The sequence below is a fragment of the Photobacterium minamisatsumaniensis genome (assembly GCF_050336695.1).
Classification (GTDB): Bacteria; Pseudomonadota; Gammaproteobacteria; order Enterobacterales; family Vibrionaceae; genus Photobacterium; species Photobacterium minamisatsumaniensis.
In genome coordinates this window covers 17,897-33,992 of sequence record NZ_JAKJSI010000030.1, presented here as the reverse complement: position 1 = coordinate 33,992, position 16,096 = coordinate 17,897, and the positions used below count along the sequence as shown (strand labels likewise).

The 16,096-nt window shown below is 40.1% G+C and carries 15 protein-coding genes; 7 read left to right on the top strand and 8 right to left on the bottom strand.

Annotated features, from left to right (window positions below):
• The first annotated feature begins 174 nt into the window (after positions 1-174).
• Positions 175-1,602 carry a sodium:proton antiporter NhaD gene (nhaD, locus tag L4D78_RS16495; protein WP_428467949.1) on the top strand — a complete coding sequence of 476 codons (1,428 nt, stop codon included), beginning with the start codon at positions 175-177 and terminating at the stop codon, positions 1,600-1,602.
• 72 nt (positions 1,603-1,674) lie between these two features.
• Here nhaD and ltaE read toward each other — a convergent pair whose 3' ends face one another.
• Positions 1,675-2,685 carry a low-specificity L-threonine aldolase gene (gene ltaE / locus L4D78_RS16490; RefSeq protein WP_428467948.1) on the bottom strand — a complete coding sequence of 337 codons (1,011 nt, stop codon included), beginning with the start codon at positions 2,683-2,685 and terminating at the stop codon, positions 1,675-1,677.
• A 269-nt stretch (positions 2,686-2,954) separates the two neighbouring features.
• Between ltaE and L4D78_RS16485 the strand changes: the two genes are divergently transcribed.
• Together L4D78_RS16485 and L4D78_RS16480 are read left to right on the top strand one after the other, a co-directional pair.
• Positions 2,955-3,257, top strand: a complete 303-nt coding sequence (locus L4D78_RS16485; protein WP_428467947.1) for a hypothetical protein — start codon at positions 2,955-2,957, stop codon at positions 3,255-3,257.
• Positions 3,258-3,396: 139 nt separating this feature from the next.
• Positions 3,397-4,014, top strand: coding sequence for a LysE family translocator (locus tag L4D78_RS16480; protein ID WP_428467946.1), 618 nt, complete (start codon positions 3,397-3,399; stop codon positions 4,012-4,014).
• Here the strand turns inward: L4D78_RS16480 and L4D78_RS16475 are convergent.
• From L4D78_RS16475 to L4D78_RS16465, 3 genes are all read right to left on the bottom strand, one after another.
• Positions 4,003-4,881 carry a LysR family transcriptional regulator gene (locus tag L4D78_RS16475; protein ID WP_428467945.1) on the bottom strand — a complete coding sequence of 293 codons (879 nt, stop codon included), beginning with the start codon at positions 4,879-4,881 and terminating at the stop codon, positions 4,003-4,005. The genes L4D78_RS16480 and L4D78_RS16475 overlap by 12 nt on opposite strands.
• Before the next feature lie 87 nt (positions 4,882-4,968).
• Positions 4,969-6,093, bottom strand: coding sequence for an N-acetylglucosamine-6-phosphate deacetylase (gene nagA, locus L4D78_RS16470; protein ID WP_428467944.1), 1,125 nt, complete (start codon positions 6,091-6,093; stop codon positions 4,969-4,971).
• Between the two features lie 107 nt (positions 6,094-6,200).
• Positions 6,201-7,118, bottom strand: a complete 918-nt coding sequence (locus L4D78_RS16465; RefSeq protein WP_428467943.1) for a LysR family transcriptional regulator — start codon at positions 7,116-7,118, stop codon at positions 6,201-6,203.
• A 95-nt stretch (positions 7,119-7,213) separates the two neighbouring features.
• On the opposite strand from L4D78_RS16465, the gene L4D78_RS16460 reads away from it, so the two are divergent.
• Entirely contained in the window at positions 7,214-8,629 is a 1,416-nt protein-coding gene (locus tag L4D78_RS16460) for an MDR family MFS transporter (RefSeq protein ID WP_428467942.1), read from the top strand.
• A gap of 97 nt (positions 8,630-8,726) precedes the next feature.
• On the opposite strand, the gene L4D78_RS16455 is transcribed toward L4D78_RS16460, so the two are convergent.
• Positions 8,727-9,266, bottom strand: a complete 540-nt coding sequence (locus L4D78_RS16455) for a hydrolase (protein ID WP_428467941.1) — start codon at positions 9,264-9,266, stop codon at positions 8,727-8,729.
• Between the two features lie 89 nt (positions 9,267-9,355).
• The gene (locus L4D78_RS16450) at positions 9,356-10,900 is read right to left on the bottom strand and encodes a glutamate synthase-related protein (RefSeq protein WP_428467940.1); all 1,545 of its coding nucleotides are present in this window, start codon (positions 10,898-10,900) and stop codon (positions 9,356-9,358) included.
• A gap of 257 nt (positions 10,901-11,157) precedes the next feature.
• On the opposite strand from L4D78_RS16450, the gene L4D78_RS16445 reads away from it, so the two are divergent.
• Positions 11,158-11,847 carry a VC0807 family protein gene (locus tag L4D78_RS16445; RefSeq protein ID WP_428467939.1) on the top strand — a complete coding sequence of 230 codons (690 nt, stop codon included), beginning with the start codon at positions 11,158-11,160 and terminating at the stop codon, positions 11,845-11,847.
• A 117-nt stretch (positions 11,848-11,964) separates the two neighbouring features.
• A complete protein-coding gene (ppiC, locus tag L4D78_RS16440) occupies positions 11,965-12,246 on the top strand; it encodes a peptidylprolyl isomerase PpiC (protein ID WP_428460556.1) in 282 nt (93 codons plus the stop codon).
• Positions 12,247-12,672: 426 nt separating this feature from the next.
• On the opposite strand, the gene L4D78_RS16435 is transcribed toward ppiC, so the two are convergent.
• Together L4D78_RS16435 and L4D78_RS16430 are read right to left on the bottom strand one after the other, a co-directional pair.
• The gene (locus L4D78_RS16435) at positions 12,673-13,023 is read right to left on the bottom strand and encodes a hypothetical protein (RefSeq protein ID WP_428467938.1); all 351 of its coding nucleotides are present in this window, start codon (positions 13,021-13,023) and stop codon (positions 12,673-12,675) included.
• Between the two features lie 109 nt (positions 13,024-13,132).
• Positions 13,133-14,467 (bottom strand): winged helix-turn-helix domain-containing protein, encoded by a 1,335-nt coding sequence (locus L4D78_RS16430; protein ID WP_428467937.1) that lies wholly within the window; start codon positions 14,465-14,467, stop codon positions 13,133-13,135.
• A 254-nt stretch (positions 14,468-14,721) separates the two neighbouring features.
• On the opposite strand from L4D78_RS16430, the gene L4D78_RS16425 reads away from it, so the two are divergent.
• On the top strand, positions 14,722-15,924 hold the full coding sequence (locus tag L4D78_RS16425) for an autotransporter domain-containing protein (protein ID WP_428467936.1): 1,203 nt from the start codon (positions 14,722-14,724) through the stop codon (positions 15,922-15,924).
• Positions 15,925-16,096 lie beyond the last annotated feature (172 nt).

The window sequence follows — 16,096 nt, the reverse complement described above, 5'->3', positions numbered from 1 at the left end:
ATTAATACAGTGGTCATTAACTCTTATAAGCTATTTACTATTTTAGAGTAAAAATGCATGTCGTTAACTTTTTGTTACATCAATTGTTAACTTGTTGGTTTGCTTCACGTAAATACAACACTGGAATGTGTAAACTAGAGTGAGTTGAATCAATCTCATGGAGCTGAGAATACAATGAAAATGCGTTATTTAATTGGTTGCGTAATAGGATTGAGTGCAGCCGCACCTGCTTTGGCAAGTGGTGTAGGATTAGATTTAACAACATCAACAATAGGTTATGCATCTTTAATTATTTTTGGCTTAGCTTATTGTTTAGTCATGGGAGAGGAGTATTTACAGCTACGGAAATCTAAACCGGTTTTGTTAGCCGCAGGCCTGATTTGGATGATGATTGGTTATGTATATCAACAACAGGGTCAAATTGAGTTAGCCAAGCAAGCACTTGAGCATAACTTGCTGGAGTATGCTGAGCTGTTACTTTTCCTCTTGGTTGCTATGACTTATATAAGTGCAATGGAAGAGCGACGGTTGTTTGATTCCCTACAAGCTTGGATGGTAAGTAAAGGGTTTAACTTTAGGACGCTTTTCTGGATTACCGGTATTTTATCCTTCTTAATTTCACCTATAGCAGATAACCTTACTACTGCATTATTAATGTGTGCCGTCGTATTAAAAGTAGGTGGAAGTAACCTACGTTTTATCAATATTGCATGTATTAATATTGTTGTAGCAGCGAATGCTGGTGGTGCATTTAGCCCTTTTGGGGATATTACAACGTTGATGGTGTGGCAAGCAGGGTTAGTGACATTTATGCAGTTTACTGATCTCTTTATCCCATCGGTTGTTAATTACTTAGTGCCAGCGGTTATTATGTCGTTTTTCGTGCCGAAAACGCAGCCAAACACGACCAGTGAATATGTAGAGCTCAAGCGTGGAGCTAAACGCATTGTTGTATTATTTGTACTGACAATTGCAACAGCGGTCGGTTTCCATGCCCTTGTACATTTCCCGCCAGTTATCGGTATGATGATGGGGCTGGCTTATCTACAGTTCTTTGGTTTTTATTTAAGGAAAACCTTACCTCGATCGTTAGAGAAGAAAAAGGCGATTGCAGAGGCGAACAAAGATGAAGCTGCATTGAAACGTATTGGTTCTGTTGTACCTTTCGATGTATTTAAACGCGTATCTCATGCTGAGTGGGATACATTGTTATTCTTCTACGGCGTTGTAATGTGCGTCGGTGGATTAAGCTTATTAGGCTATTTAGGGTTGGTTTCTGATGTTATGTACAATCAGTGGAATCCTGTTTGGGCCAATGTCATGGTCGGGATCCTTTCTGCTATCGTCGATAACATTCCAGTGATGTTCGCAGTATTAACGATGCAACCAGACTTAACGTTGGGTAATTGGTTACTGGTGACATTAACGGCAGGGGTAGGGGGAAGCTTATTGTCAATTGGTTCAGCAGCCGGCGTTGCACTAATGGGAGCCGCTCATGGCAAGTATACTTTCTTCGGTCATTTAAAGTGGATGCCAGTGATAGCTTTGGGGTATGTGGCGAGTATCGTATGCCACTTGCTGTTAAATAACGCTTTGTTTTAATCCTTAAGCATTTCAATTCGCGGTAAAAAAGGCACATATTGTGCCTTTTTTATTGAGGAGGCTATTTGCGTATTAGGCAACGGCCTCTGTTAATGCGTGAACAAAGGTATTAATGTCTTCACGTGTAATGTCAAGGTGCGTCACAAGGCGCATTGGCTGTCCGGCTGAAATCAGAATATCTTTTTCTTTCAGCGTTGAAACTAGCTTGTCTTGATCTATCTGAGGGTCGACTTTTGCAAACAACATGTTTGTTTCTACATGTGCAGTATTCACCTCAAACCCTGTAATTTGATTGAGTTGTTGGGCTAGATATTTCGCATTATCGTGGTCGTCAATTAAGCGCGTAGTCTGTTCAGTCAACGCAATCTTTGCCGCTGCTGCGAGAATACCTGCTTGTCGCATACCACCACCAAGCACTTTACGCCAACGTCGTGTGCGTTGAATAAATGCCTTATCGCCTAACACCAACGAACCTATAGGCGCCCCGAGCCCTTTTGATAGGCAGATCGTCATTGAATCGAAGTGGCGGCTGATTTCTGTAATATCAACATTCAATGCAACTGCAGCGTTATACACGCGTGCACCATCAAGGTGTAGCTTTAAATCATGCTCATTAACAAAATCCCTTGCTTCAGCAAGATAGCTTAAAGGTAAAACTTTACCATTGATCGTGTTTTCTAAGCTCAATAAACGCGTGCGAGCAAAGTGAGGGTCATTAGGCTTAATCACTGATGCGAGTTTTTTTAAGCATAAACTACCGTCTTTCTCATTTTCAATCGGCTGTGGTTGAATCGAACCAAGGACAGCAGCACCACCACCTTCAAACTTATAATTATGTGCTTGTTGGCCACATAAGTATTCATCACCTCGTTCACAATGAGCCATTAAGGCAAGTAAATTAGCTTGTGTGCCTGAGCTACAAAATAATGCACTTTCAAATCCATGCCTTTGCGCGGTCCATTGCTCAAGTTCATTAATAGTTGGGTCATCACCATATACATCATCACCAACTTCCGCAGAAGACATCGCTTGTCTCATAGCGATGGTAGGGCGTGTAACAGTATCGGAACGAAAATCAATCATTAGGGACATCCTTGGTATTTTTTATCAATATATCATTTTGCTATAGCCACAGGAAACGAGAATATTTCACGTTAAAATAGCTAACAAGCCTGATACATCGGATCAAGGTCAAATTAATGATGAATTATTGTGTCGTTTTGATGAATTTTTATTGGTCGCCAATATGCTTGACTAGACTTAATATAATTTGGTTAGGTTTCTGGCTTGGCGCTTATCCAGATTGTAGAAGAAAGCACTGATATGGGTTATTTCCAATAGGAGGCTGGAATATGTTGGCTGAAAATAGACTTTTTGCGTTGCCTGATGAGCCTGGGTTACATGCAGATGTCACCGTAATACCGACAGGGGAGCTCAAAGTTACTATTCTAGAAAATAATAGCAGTATGGAAGGGGATTTTGACCAACTTTACTTTTACTCTGATGGTAAGAAAACCGAATTAGTTTGCAAGGATTTGCTGACGCCAGAATCGATACAGTGGCATGTCCATCTTGCGAATGATGATGCACGAGAGCTAGCTAAGTTAATTGAACTGGCGGCAGAAGAGTATGAGATTTTGATGCGTTCTTTATAAAATCATTTCATGCTATGTGTGTATCTATGCCATTTGATGGCTGTGAATTTTATCGATCTGTAGATTTGTGATAGATTGAATCTAAGAGAGCCACCTGATATGACGGTGGTTTTTTTATATTTTACAGGGAGTAATCATTGTGCCATTAGAAAATTGGCTTGCATTTGTTGCGGCGTCTGCCGTTTTTGTTGTAATTCCAGGCCCCACAATTCTTTTAGTTATCTCTTATGCGTTAAGTCATGGGCGTAGTGCTGCAGTTGCGTTAGTTGGGGGTGTTGTATTAGGTGATTTAACCGCGATGCTTGCTTCTTTACTTGGCTTAGGCGCATTGTTAGCAGCATCAGCAGAATTGTTTACGGTCGTTAAATGGCTTGGTGCGATATATTTAATCTATCTTGGTGTGCAATTATTCAAATCGCCGATTGTTGAAGATGAACAACCGACCGATAGTAATGTGAATAGCCGACATATTTTTCGCCACGCTTACATTGTCACGTTGTTAAACCCCAAAAGTATTGTTTTTTTTGTGGCTTTTCTCCCTCAATTTATTCATGCCGGTAAACCTATCGCTCCCCAGATGATAGTGCTTGTTATTACATTTATTGGCTTAGCATTAATAAGTTTGAGTGCCTATGGAATTACTGCTTCTATAGCAAGAAATAAGGTGAGAAGCCCAATAGCACAGAGGTGGATCAACCGGACGGGGGGCTCACTCATTATTAGTGCTGGGGTTGCAACCGTAGGGTTACAGCGATGACTTTATCTTATCGATAAAGTACTCATATCGTTTCCCTAAAGTACGATGCTTTTTCTGGATTAAAAATAGTGCCTGATCAACCGTATTTGGAAGTTGGATTGTTTTGATGTCAGATGGAGAGGAWAAGCTATCCACCGCTTTTTTGGGTAATACGGTGAAACCTAGCCCAAGTGAAACGGGTAATAGAATTTGATTAAGTTGGTTGATGTAACCTGTCACTTTTACGTTATTGAAATCAAATGGAGTGTCAGTAAAATTAGCATGGTGCACTTGCTGTAAATAATGTTCACCGTCAGGGTGATTAATAAAACCAAGCCTATAGAGCTGAAGCATATCAAGGGTATCGGGTGGATAGCTGGCTGGAACGACCACACAAAGCGGCTCAAAGCCAATTGATTCTTGGTCAATATTTGGGTCTGCGATGGCGTGCGTCACAATCCCAAGATCTATACTGTTCGTTTTTACACTTTCTATTATTTTATGATTTGGCGCGGCTTCAACGTGAACACTAAGTTTAGGGTTATGTTGCTGATGACAAAGGAATATCGGGTATAGATACATGGCTAATGAACCGGAGCAGGCGATATAGCATTCACCACTATCTTCTTCATCTTTAAGCAGATTTTTCAGCAATAGCGCTTCATCGTCACGACGGCGCAACCCATATTGATAAAGGCTTTCACCTGCAGGTGTTAATTCAAAGCGCTTCCCGATACGTTTGAGAAGTAAAGTGTCGGTCTGGGCTTCTAGTTTCTTTATATGCTGGCTAACACCTGGTTGCGTCATAAACAGTTTTTCGGCTGTTTGTGTAAAATGTCCTGTTTCGACTAAGACGATAAAAGTATCTAACCATTGAGTATTAAGCATTAAAGATAACCTTAAATTATTAATTTACTCTATTTTAATAATAAATTGGTTATCTTCAATGATATTGCCCAAGAATTTGAAATCAGACTATATTTTCTTCTGCCCCATTTGGAACACAGCACTTACGTTGTTGTTGTTGTCAATTAAGCTGATGTTTGCTTTATAGCCTTCTGCTAAACGGCCGTATTCATGGTCGATACCCGCAGCCTTAGCTGGGTAGAGGCTTGCCATGCGAAATGCTTCCTCTCGACTAACTCCAACATGGTTGATGAGGTTTTTCACTCCCTCTATCATGGTAATTGCAGCTCCTGCAATCGTGCCATCTTCATAGTGACATTTACCGTTAGTAACGTAACCTTTGGTACCTGCCATATCATACTCAGTCATATCAGTTCCAGCAGGGGTAACGGCATCCGTTACCATAAAGAGCTTTTCGCCCAATAATTGGTGAGCGATTCGTACTGATGCAAATGAAGAGTGAATGCCGTCGACGATAATACCGGCGTAGGGTTTTTTATCAAAAATATATCCAACAGTACCTGGATCACGAGAGCCTAGTGGTGTCATGGCATTATAAAGGTGAGTTGCCATATCCAAATTGTTTTTATCTGTCAGTTCATCGTAAGTGGCATTTGTATGCCCAAGAGAAACGGTAATACCTGCATTTTTTAGAATATCGATCACTGACTGTGAGGTATTTTCAGGCGCGAGAGTCACAACAGAAATATGATCTTTGTTATCGGCAAGGTAGTAGGCGGTTAGTTCGTCCAGTACCCTAATGTGGCTAATGTTGTGAGCCCCTTTTTTTTCTTTGCTAATAAATGGACCTTCAAGGTGTAGTCCAAGGATGCCTTCTTGCTCTTTATTGTCAATATTCGCAACGAGGTTGATAACATCTCGCATACTGCTGTTGTCACTGGTAATGAATGTAGGCAAGTATTGGGTCGTGCCATTGGCGAGATTCGTTGCATTCATAATATCCAGAGTACGCTTCTGAATATCGGTGTTTAGCAACACACCACCGCAACCATTAAGCTGCAAGTCAATGAAACCGGCGGTTGCCGTTAGTCCGTAGCCATCATAAACAGTGTCAGGCAATGCACTTTCTGCCATTGGTTTTATAGCAGAGATGGTATCACCATCAATGAAAATAGCATGATTGGTTAGGGTAGCTGTTCCGGTGAAAATATTGACATTAGTGATGGCAAACATAAAAACCTACTTTCAAAGGTGACTTATTTTTCGTATATAAATAAGTTAATTCGATAAGGAAAATTTGTCAATACTGTTCATGTTGATTTATGCGTATATATTTGTCCTTACTTACTATTATAAATGCGATGAAGGAATTGTGTTGTGCCATTGCCTGTCCAGCGTTCATGAATAAAGTCAATTAACGCTTGGGTTCGCTCTGGTAGTAGTTTTCGTTGTGGGTGTAACATCACAACATCTGAACCTTCCAATTGCCAGTTAAGTAAAACTTGCTGTAGTTCACCTCGATCAATCCACTCTTTTGCATACCACTCGGGTAATCGGGCGATGCCGTATCCTGCTATTGCTGTGTAATGAATGCATTCCAGTACGTCTGATTGAATTCGTCCATTATGCTGTAGACCAAATGTATCCCCATTCTGGTGGTGAAAGTGCCATTTTTGATAGGGGTTCGCAGTGAGTAAGCTATGGTGTTGTAACTGTGATGGGTGAGTGATTTTCGGGTATTTATTTAAGTATTTTTGGCTGGCACATAAAATGGCAGAGTTGTGCGCCATTCTGCGTTCAACCCAGTCTGAAGATGGTTGTATACCAAAACGCAGTGCGATGTCGATATCACCCCGTAAATAGTAATCGGCTTGATTACCTAGTTGGAATTGTAGCTGTATCTTTGTGTGTTTTTCTGCAAATTCTAGCGCCAGTTGACCTATCTGATGTTGGATCGGATTAATAGGAGCGTTGATAACAATCAATCCTGAAAGTTGTTCTTTTTCGTCATCAAGGCTAATGACTCTTTTTTCTAACTCATCAAAGATAGTACCAAATTGACTGACAAATAAACGCCCATCTTTTGTGAGCTGCATATCCTTAGCATGGCGGACTAATAGTTTTCTGCCAGTATCCGATTCAAGCTGCTGAATCCGACGGCTAAGTGTACTTGTTGGAATGTTTTTCTTTCTTGCCGCGGCAGCAAAACTGCCTGATTTTACGATGTGAAGAAAAAGCTCAAGATCATCAAGTTTCATTATTTATCCCATTTATGGAATCTTGACCTTCATTATATCCTGTTTTCGAAATCCATCGCATAGATTATCATTGCCGGGTTATTAAAGGAGAGATTATGTCGCCAAAAACGATTTTTGCCAGTGTGGCGTTAGTGATTGCCCTCGGTTCTTTAGAGAAAAGTATTGTTACAACACCTTTGCCTATGATTGGTGATGACCTTGGGGCAGGGCAAGCGTTGACGTGGGTTATTACGGCTTATTTACTTGCTGCAACGGCAGTGCTGCCTATTTATGGCAAATTAAGTGATATTTTCGGTCGAGTGAAAATGCTCAATGTGAGCGTTGTTTTATTTGTTATTGGCTCAGTTGCTTGTGCACTTTCTCAAGATTTAACGAGTTTGATTGCTTCACGTGTTTTGCAGGGGATTGGAGGCGGCGGCTTAATCGCGCTTGCCTTTACCGTTATCGCGGATTGTATTCCAGCACGCGAGGTGGGTAAATATCAGGGCTATATCTCAGCTGTTTATGCGGCTTCGAGTATTGCGGGCCCGTTGCTTGGTGGTTTTTTTGCTGAGCATTTAAGTTGGCGTTGGGTATTTTGGATCAATATACCTTTAGGTGCGTTAGCGCTGATCTTAATCAATACGAATCTTAAGCACTTGAATCAAGGGCGTGACAGTAAATTTGATTGGTTAGGTGCCGGTTTATTGATTGTTGTTACAACACTTTTATTGTTTCTGCTTTCACCTGAAACGGTTATCAGCTCATCAGTATTACTTGGAGCATTATTAGTTAGTATTGCATTGCTTATTTTGGTTGAAAGACGCGTCTCAGATCCAATTCTACCTGCAAGGTTAGTTAAGCTTCCCGGTTACCTTATAAGTGTTGTACTTATCATGTGTTCGCAGCTACTGATGTTCGCAGTATTGGTGTATTTACCTCTACAAATGCAATGGCAGCATGGCATGACGGCATCAACCAGTGGTTTGTTTATGATGGTCTTTATGATGAGCATTACGGCAGGTGCGTATTTTGGTGGTAAACGTATTGCGAAATCTGGTTATTACAAGTCACTTGTTGTCATTGGCTTCACACTGACAATGTTGGCAATGACACAGCTTTACTTCGGAACAGCAACTTCTTTTGCACTAGCGTTAGCAGGTGTTGGTCTGGGTCTCACACTGCCAGCACTTAATGTTATAGCCCAAGACGTATTACCCGCAGCGGATAGAGGGATTGGTCTATCAATGTTCGGTTATGGTAGGGAGTTAGGCGGCGCGATCGGTGTTGCGCTATGTGCGGCTTTATTTCACTTAAAAGTACCGGTATTGGTCGGAGAGGGATCAAGTGAGGGGTTAGGGAGTTTTGATGCTATACAGCTTGGTGAAGGTTTTACGCTAACATATGGCGGAATGGCGGTTATTGCTTTGATTGCATTAGTTATTACTATTATTGCATTAAAAGCGAGAGAATTATCAGGTAGTGTAAAAATGGATGAGCAAAATGTCGAGATCGCCGAGGCTACAAAGTAGTAGATAATATACGTTCATTTAGCCTTAACATTTAAGCCATGATGTGCGAAAGCGACATCATGGCTTTTTTATTCAAGCTAACAAGTTGAACACAAGGTTATTTGACGATATTTAAAATCTGTTTAAACCGTTCGCCTTCTGCCACTTCTTGTAACTCAAAAAGAACCATTTCCGTACTCGTTAATGAAGCGCCTGCTTGTTCCATTTTATGAATGGCTATTTGTTTGTTTTGTACATTCCTTGCAGAAACAGCATCTGTAACGACTTCAACATGGTAGTTAGCATCGAGTAGTTGGCGGACTGTTTGGTAAACACAGATGTGTGCTTCAATACCCACAACAAGAATGTTATTACAATCTGCTTTTTCTAAGGCTTCAATGAATTTTGGCTCACGGTAGCAGCTAAAGCTGTTCTTCGCGATAGGTGCATGACCTTGTAAGTGATCAGAAAGTTGCGGGATGGTAGAGCCCAACTTATCTGGGATTTGCTCAACCCAGATAATAGGTAGCTCTAAAATATTAGCTCCTTTAACCATTGTTTCAAGATTATGGAATAGCTCATCGCGCTTATCCATAATTTGAGCAAGCTTACCTTGTACGTCAACAATTACGAGTGCGGTGTTATTGGCTTTTAGCATTATCGAGCCCTTCAGAGAATAAGTTATTCAACTTTAAAAGATTTATTCCACCGTGTACAAGGCTTCCCCTTTGTTTTGTTATCCAAGCGTTAATTACGCTGCATGAATCCTGAATATTCGATGCCAGCAAGGCGCGCCATATCGTAGTGCCAACTGGCAAGGTCATCTCGATTAAACTGATTTAAGTGATGATGCCCGCAGGCTCTTGCCATAACCTGCATCAGTTCCGTTGATGCCATGAAAAAATTATGCAGTTGTTTTGCGGCCTTGTCGGGGTTTAATTTTTGTCGAAGGTCTTTTTTTTGTGTTGCAATCCCAGCAGGGCAATTATTGGTGTTACATATTCTCGCGGCCACGCAGCCGATAGATTGCATAGCACTGTTAGCAATAGCAATGCCATCAGCACCAAGTGCAAGGGCTTTGACGAAGTCACTGGGTGTTCTTAATCCACCTGTAATAATTAACGTAACGTCGTTTGATACGCCTTGTTTATCTAGAAAAGAGCGGGCTCTGGCTAGGGCAGGGATGGTTGGTACACTAATGTGATCCCTGAATATCTGAGGAGCCGCTCCTGTCCCACCACCGCGGCCATCTAGGATGATATAGTCAGCCCCAGCTTCCAGTGCGAAGCCGATATCACGCTCAATGTGATTAGCACTGAGTTTGAAACCGATTGGGATACCGCCGGTGACCGCTCTGACATTCTCAGCAAAGGCGGCGAAATCTCGGGGTGTTTTTAAATCTTCAAATGTTGGTGGTGAAATAGCATCAATGCCTTCACTTAAGCATCGGGTTTTTGCTATTTTTCCAACATTTTTCGCTGCCGGTAAATGGCCGCCGGTCCCTGTTTTTGCACCTTGCCCACCTTTAAAGTGAAAAGCTTGAACCTTTTGTAGTAACCCTTCGTGATAACCAAACTTGGCACTTGCTAGTTCATAGAAGTAACGTGAGTTAGCTGCCTGCTCTTCTGCCAGCATTCCTCCCTCACCAGAGCAAATTCCTGTCCCCGCCATTTCTGCTCCCATTGCGAGGGCTGTTTTTGCTTCTTCAGATAAAGCCCCAAAACTCATATCAGAGACAAATAAAGGGATATCGAGCACTAACGGCCGTTTGGCTTTCGGCCCTATGATTAATTCAGTATTAACTCTTTCTGTTTCCAGTAAGGGTTTGGTTGCCATCTGTGCAACCATAATCTGGATATCGTCCCAGTCAGGTAGTTGATACCGAGGCACCCCCATTGCCGTCATCGGTCCATGATGACCTAGTTTGCTTAACCCTTCTCTTGCTAATTGATGGATAAAGGCGACGGTTGGTTCTTCATTTGTCGGCTCTGCAATAGGCATAGCATCTGCAGAATGGCTAATACCGGGACCTTCTTTTCCGATATCTTGTTCACCAAACTTCTTGTGGGTACCATCGCAAAATGGCGTATTAGCTGTATGTTTACACGCACAAAGGTAAACATCCTCGTCGTTATCAGCTTTAAAAGGGTGCGGTGTTATTCCTGTATTTTGATGAGACCCATCGCAGAAAGGCTGTTTTTTTGAACGCCCACAAGCACAAAAATAGTACTCTTGATCTTTTTTTAATGTCACTTTCATAGGCTTGTTATTCGCGACAATAGGCTTCGTCATGACTCACTCCAAATCAAGAAACAGAGGTGATACCGCTAGAGTATGGAAGAGGAAAGCAATATTTTCAGCAAACAGTGTACTTGTTGGGCATAAAGATAAATTTGAAAAGTGGTCAGTGAGTCATTTACACTCAAGATTGTGACATAGCCGCTGACTAGCACGAAGTTTTAACGCTTTGTAACGGTCAACTACTTTACAGTTGTTGTTTTTCGATGAACAATGCTGAAGTGTAATTGTTAGAGAATTTTGAAAAGATTATGACAGAAAAAAAAGCGAGCCCATTTAATGATTTGATTTTTAACGTCATTATCCCTTCGGTCGTGCTAATGAAGTTAAGTGGCGATGACTATTTGGGATCAGTCGGTGCGTTACTTGTCGCTTTGGCCTTTCCTGTTGTCTTTGGTGGTTTTGAACTCATCAAATACAAGAAATTTAACTTTATCTCTTTGTTAGGTTTTGTCAGCGTTTTGTTAACTGGGGGCATTGGATTATTAGAGCTCGATCCCAAATGGTTAGCCGTAAAAGAAGCTTTGATACCAGGCTTAATTGGTGTGGGTGTATTTGCATCAACCTTTACTAAGTATCCGGTTGTTAGCAAACTTTTAATCAATGACACTGTGCTGAATATGGCATTGATTAATGAGAAGTTAAGTGAAAGGCATAAACGTACCGAGTTTGAACGTTGTCTTGCTATTGCTAACTATTTATTTGCGAGTACATTCGTCTTTTCATCGGCAATGAATTACGTATTAGCCAAAATGATCGTGACTAGCCCGTCGGGTTCACAAGCATTTAATGAAGAATTAGGACGTTTGACGTTAGTTAGCTATCCAATGATAGCGATTCCATCGATGATAATGATGATGGGGGTTTTCTATTATATGTGGCGTCAGATCCGCCAGATGACAGAGTTAGAAACGGCTCAGATTCTGAAGACTGAAAGCTGATCCTAAGGCACGATTTAAAGATTAAAAGCCAGCACTCTTGCTGGCTTTTTATTTTTGCAGGCTAAACGTGACGATCTTTTGATATAATGCCGAGATAGTTCGATTTAAGGTAACACTATGGCTTCTACAGCAGCAGCGCTTCATATTTTAGTGAAGCACAAAGAACAAGCAGATGACATCCTAAAGCAATTAAAAAAGGGTGCAAAATTTCAAACGCTTGCAAAAAAATACTCCACTTGTCCTTCAGGTAAACGAGGTGGTGATTTGGGTGAATTCCGTAAAGGGGCAATGGTCCCGGCTTTTGATAAGGCCGTTTTTTCAGGGAAAGTACTTGAGCTTTTAGGTCCTGTCAAAACCAAGTTTGGATATCATATTATAAAAGTGCTTTATCGCACTTAGTACCGTCGGTGTTTGAATTGGTATGATACAAGAGCGCTTAGTGCGCTCTTTTTGTATCGGTGTCGAATAGGTAATGCACTGTATGGTCATTTTGTCGAGTGTCTGACCATGAGAGGATTGCACTATATTGGCGTTGAATAACAAATACCCATGTACATATTGCGATTGATATTGCCAATGTCCAAAGACCAATTCTTATACTAGGGTGGGACGATAGCAGGATAATAGAGATTCCAATACCGCCAAAGCACATTGCCAGCAGGAACGGGTAAGTCAGGTTGAAAAAAGAACGATAGTGAAAAAACAAAGCATAGATGCCTTGTTTTATAGCGTTGGTGATTTTATCCTTCATCGGCAATACCCCCTTACATTCCCATTAACAACAAGTTAACATTTGGGCGTTGGAGGTCAAGCATTAACCTGAGATTACTGCCTGTATTTATTCAGTGGGTTAGGGCATTGCTCTTCAGTCAACAGCATGACTTTTTCTTGTAGAGCTTGATCTTTATTTATCTCTGGGTATTTTACTTGCAGCCTTTCCATACAAAGCTCAGCTGTGTTTATGACATTCATGAGCTGATCTTGTGTTTGCGTTACAGTACTCAAATCACCAGATTGTTGGGCTTTAGAGAATGCACTAATAACATGTTCAGCTTGTTGGTAAGGCTCTTGTAAACACTGACAAACATCATCTGCAGCTTGCGAAGTATCGTCGTTAGCCATTGCTGTAAAATTAAATATAGAAAGACAGGAAAAAATGTAGAAAGTAGGTTTCATTTGAACAACCACTGTCAGCATGTTTGCTATCAGTGTATACCTATACCCAAACTCTCTCAAGGCGCTAGCTAGGTAGAATAAAGACACTTAAACTCAGGTACAACAGGAGCTAAGGCACAACAGGGTGATTTTTTTGCTCACAATTACTATTTAGGCCTAAGCCTATTGCATAGCAAGGAAAGGATTGGCCAAATAGTTCACTAAAACCTGAACCATTGTTATTTTCTTTTTGATACCAAATAAAGCCAAGATCTTCAGAAAACCAAAGCATGAGTTCTAACTGCGTATAAAGTAAGTGTGTAGTGATCTTTATTTCTTCTCTAAATAAATTAACTCCATGGCGTTCAATTTCACCTGGAGTATTAAGATCTAGTTTTTTTTGTTCATTTTCATTGAGCACCCAATAGAAGTATTCTGGTGTGGTTGTAATTGACGAAATAAAAGGTTTTTTCACCGAATCATTAAAGACTAAACTACCACCTCGAAAGCTAGTTGTTACAAATTCAGTACCTTTAGTGTTTAATTTAAAACCAATACTTGTGAATGACCAACTTTTATCTTTTTTCTGGTGAACAAAGTGTTGGGTCAAATTTTTAGAAAATAAACCATTATCTATAAAATGATGATAAGATTTAGCCCCAGATCGCGTTGCGGTATCTGCTTGCAATACAGGCATTGAACCCAAACTTTCTAGTTCTTTTTCAAATATAGGCCAGGATAGGTTTATATCATTATGCTTGAAGCTTACGGCATGAGATGTATTTTTTTTACAACCACTTTTTGTTTTGTCACAAACCGCGATTGAATAAAATTCATTAGATTTCGCAATGAAAAGTAGTTTGTTAGTAACGCTGGAGGAGGGCTTTATATAAGTATCGGTGTAGTTAATTAAGTAGCTAAGATCATCAGCATGTTGAGAAATCAATACAATGGTATTATTGTCATCGTCTAATTCAACGAGGTAGTTGTATGATGTTTCTTTATTTAAAATCAAAAAGTAAGAAATAAGAGCCAGAAAGGCAATAATAATGCCCCCGACCAAAAATAATGGTTTGTTTTTACTTGCTGAGAGAGCCTTTTTATTTTCTTTTATTGGGATATTAATATCTTGTTTATCAGCATAGCCATTAGTAATGATATGATAACCAAGCTTTGGAATTAGGACTATGGTATCACCTGTGTTTTGCTCTTTTAGCTTAATTCTGAGTGTACGAATGGTTTGGAATAATGATGTTGTTGCCACCTCTTTTCTTGCCCAGCCAGCACTGAGTAAAGCTTCTTTAGATACCATGGCTGGTGAAGCAACGATGAGTTCGTTTAGAACTTCACGCTCAGCTCTGTTTAGCTTTATGGTTTGCTTTAGAGTAAAAAGGCACTTTTTCTCAAGATCAAAGAAATGCGTATTACCAATCTTTACTATGTTTGTTGTACTTTTTTCTGTCATACGCGTGCCAATAACAATTCATTAATCGCCTCAATTTTGACATATATTTTATGTTTCTACTATCAAAGCTGTTACTTAGTGTATAGATTCTGGTTATTTTGCCATTCTGTACTTATTTGTTAACAAAAATAAGCCGTAATGATTATTTTTGCGACAAAATCCTGTTGCCTACCTTTCTATACTTAGTTCGTTGGTATAGCAATAAGCACTTTCATATTTTGATTATTAGAAGAAAGTGATATTTTGGGGGCGATATGCGTTTGTCATTAAAGCATTTATGTTGTGGTTTTTCATGTGTTTATGGTTTTTTTTGTTCATGTGCGTGGGCAAATGATGACTCTGCGAAAGATTCAATTTCTAGTCGACTTTCTAATGAAGTGTATGCGGCCGTCTCAGATTTGAAGCAAATGGCAAACAGCGTAAGAGGCGATAAGATAGGTAAAAAATTACAGCGTAAGCTAAAAAACGCTGATTCTACCTCTCTACGCTCTATTGCTGTAAATGAAAGGACTGCGAGTTATCGGTCATCGACAAAAACGAACTCATTTTTAACCAATGATGAAGTCCGATTCAACGATGGTCCTCTTATTAATGATTACTCTCGATTAGATACCTATATTCGAATGGATAACGCATCAATTAATGATAACGTCTCGCTACAGAAGGGCGCAGAACAAGAACAAAGTGGCTACTCATTAACATTAGGGGGAGATTACTTATTTAATGAACATTATTTATTTGGTTTAACGTTGGGGTTGCCATTTTATAAGCCATTGACAGAAAATAGTGAAAACGAAATTGATGGAATGATTGCATCAGGTTACTTTAGCTACTTTCGTAATGCTTGGTATGTTGATTTTACCGCCAGCTATGCGGTTATGGATACTGATATTGAGCGTCAAGTTACCCTCTACAGCGATACCGTAATTAATAATGCCAACGAGGTAGATTCAGATATTTGGGTGTTCTCATTAGGGAGTGGGTATGTATTTAATTATAATTATCTGAATGTCGCATTAGAAAGTAACCTTCAATATACATTATCGGATACCGATCGTTACTCCGAGCGTGTATCGTTATCGAATTCAAACTACTTAATCTCAAAAGTTGACAATATCAATGCACTTGAATCGACAATGTTAATTTCAGGTGTAAGTATCTCTCATCCTTTGAGGACGCCGTTCGGGGTGTTTCAACCTTATGCGAAAGCGTATGTACATTATGATATAGCAAGTGGAAATGAACGTATAATTTCACAATTAAAGTCGAATCACTCTGGAAGTATATTACCGATTGTTGTGGAATCGGATGATAATGTATATGGAAGAATGCATTTTGGTATATCGGGTGCCTTTAATCAAGATTGGTATGGGTATGCTGAAGCTAGCCAGTTAGTTGCTCATGACGATTTATCAGCCTATACGATATCTGTTGGTTTAAGCGTCGCTTTAGATTAATAATATAAATATTAACTTAAGATCTAAGGTGTTCTGTGACCAATGTAAAATACGGTGCACAACAGATAATAATAAATAGCATGTACATTTAGTGATGCGGTGCCAAATTTAGCATCTATTTCTGCTTTCTTATCAATCAAATAGCGTTTGATCACAGATTGTAGTCCAACAA

What these genes read in the sequence shown, in the direction of transcription:
- nhaD (WP_428467949.1), top strand. Translation starts at nt 175, where the DNA reads ATGAAAATGCGTTATTTAATTGGTTGCGTAATAGGATTGAGTGCAGCC.
- ltaE (WP_428467948.1), bottom strand. Translation starts at nt 2,685, where the DNA reads ATGATTGATTTTCGTTCCGATACTGTTACACGCCCTACCATCGCTATG.
- L4D78_RS16485 (WP_428467947.1), top strand. Translation starts at nt 2,955, where the DNA reads ATGTTGGCTGAAAATAGACTTTTTGCGTTGCCTGATGAGCCTGGGTTA.
- nagA (WP_428467944.1), bottom strand. Translation starts at nt 6,093, where the DNA reads ATGTTTGCCATCACTAATGTCAATATTTTCACCGGAACAGCTACCCTA.
- L4D78_RS16465 (WP_428467943.1), bottom strand. Translation starts at nt 7,118, where the DNA reads ATGAAACTTGATGATCTTGAGCTTTTTCTTCACATCGTAAAATCAGGC.
- L4D78_RS16460 (WP_428467942.1), top strand. Translation starts at nt 7,214, where the DNA reads ATGTCGCCAAAAACGATTTTTGCCAGTGTGGCGTTAGTGATTGCCCTC.
- L4D78_RS16455 (WP_428467941.1), bottom strand. Translation starts at nt 9,266, where the DNA reads ATGCTAAAAGCCAATAACACCGCACTCGTAATTGTTGACGTACAAGGT.
- L4D78_RS16450 (WP_428467940.1), bottom strand. Translation starts at nt 10,900, where the DNA reads ATGACGAAGCCTATTGTCGCGAATAACAAGCCTATGAAAGTGACATTA.
- L4D78_RS16445 (WP_428467939.1), top strand. Translation starts at nt 11,158, where the DNA reads ATGACAGAAAAAAAAGCGAGCCCATTTAATGATTTGATTTTTAACGTC.
- ppiC (WP_428460556.1), top strand. Translation starts at nt 11,965, where the DNA reads ATGGCTTCTACAGCAGCAGCGCTTCATATTTTAGTGAAGCACAAAGAA.
- L4D78_RS16435 (WP_428467938.1), bottom strand. Translation starts at nt 13,023, where the DNA reads ATGAAACCTACTTTCTACATTTTTTCCTGTCTTTCTATATTTAATTTT.
- L4D78_RS16430 (WP_428467937.1), bottom strand. Translation starts at nt 14,467, where the DNA reads ATGACAGAAAAAAGTACAACAAACATAGTAAAGATTGGTAATACGCAT.
- L4D78_RS16425 (WP_428467936.1), top strand. Translation starts at nt 14,722, where the DNA reads ATGCGTTTGTCATTAAAGCATTTATGTTGTGGTTTTTCATGTGTTTAT.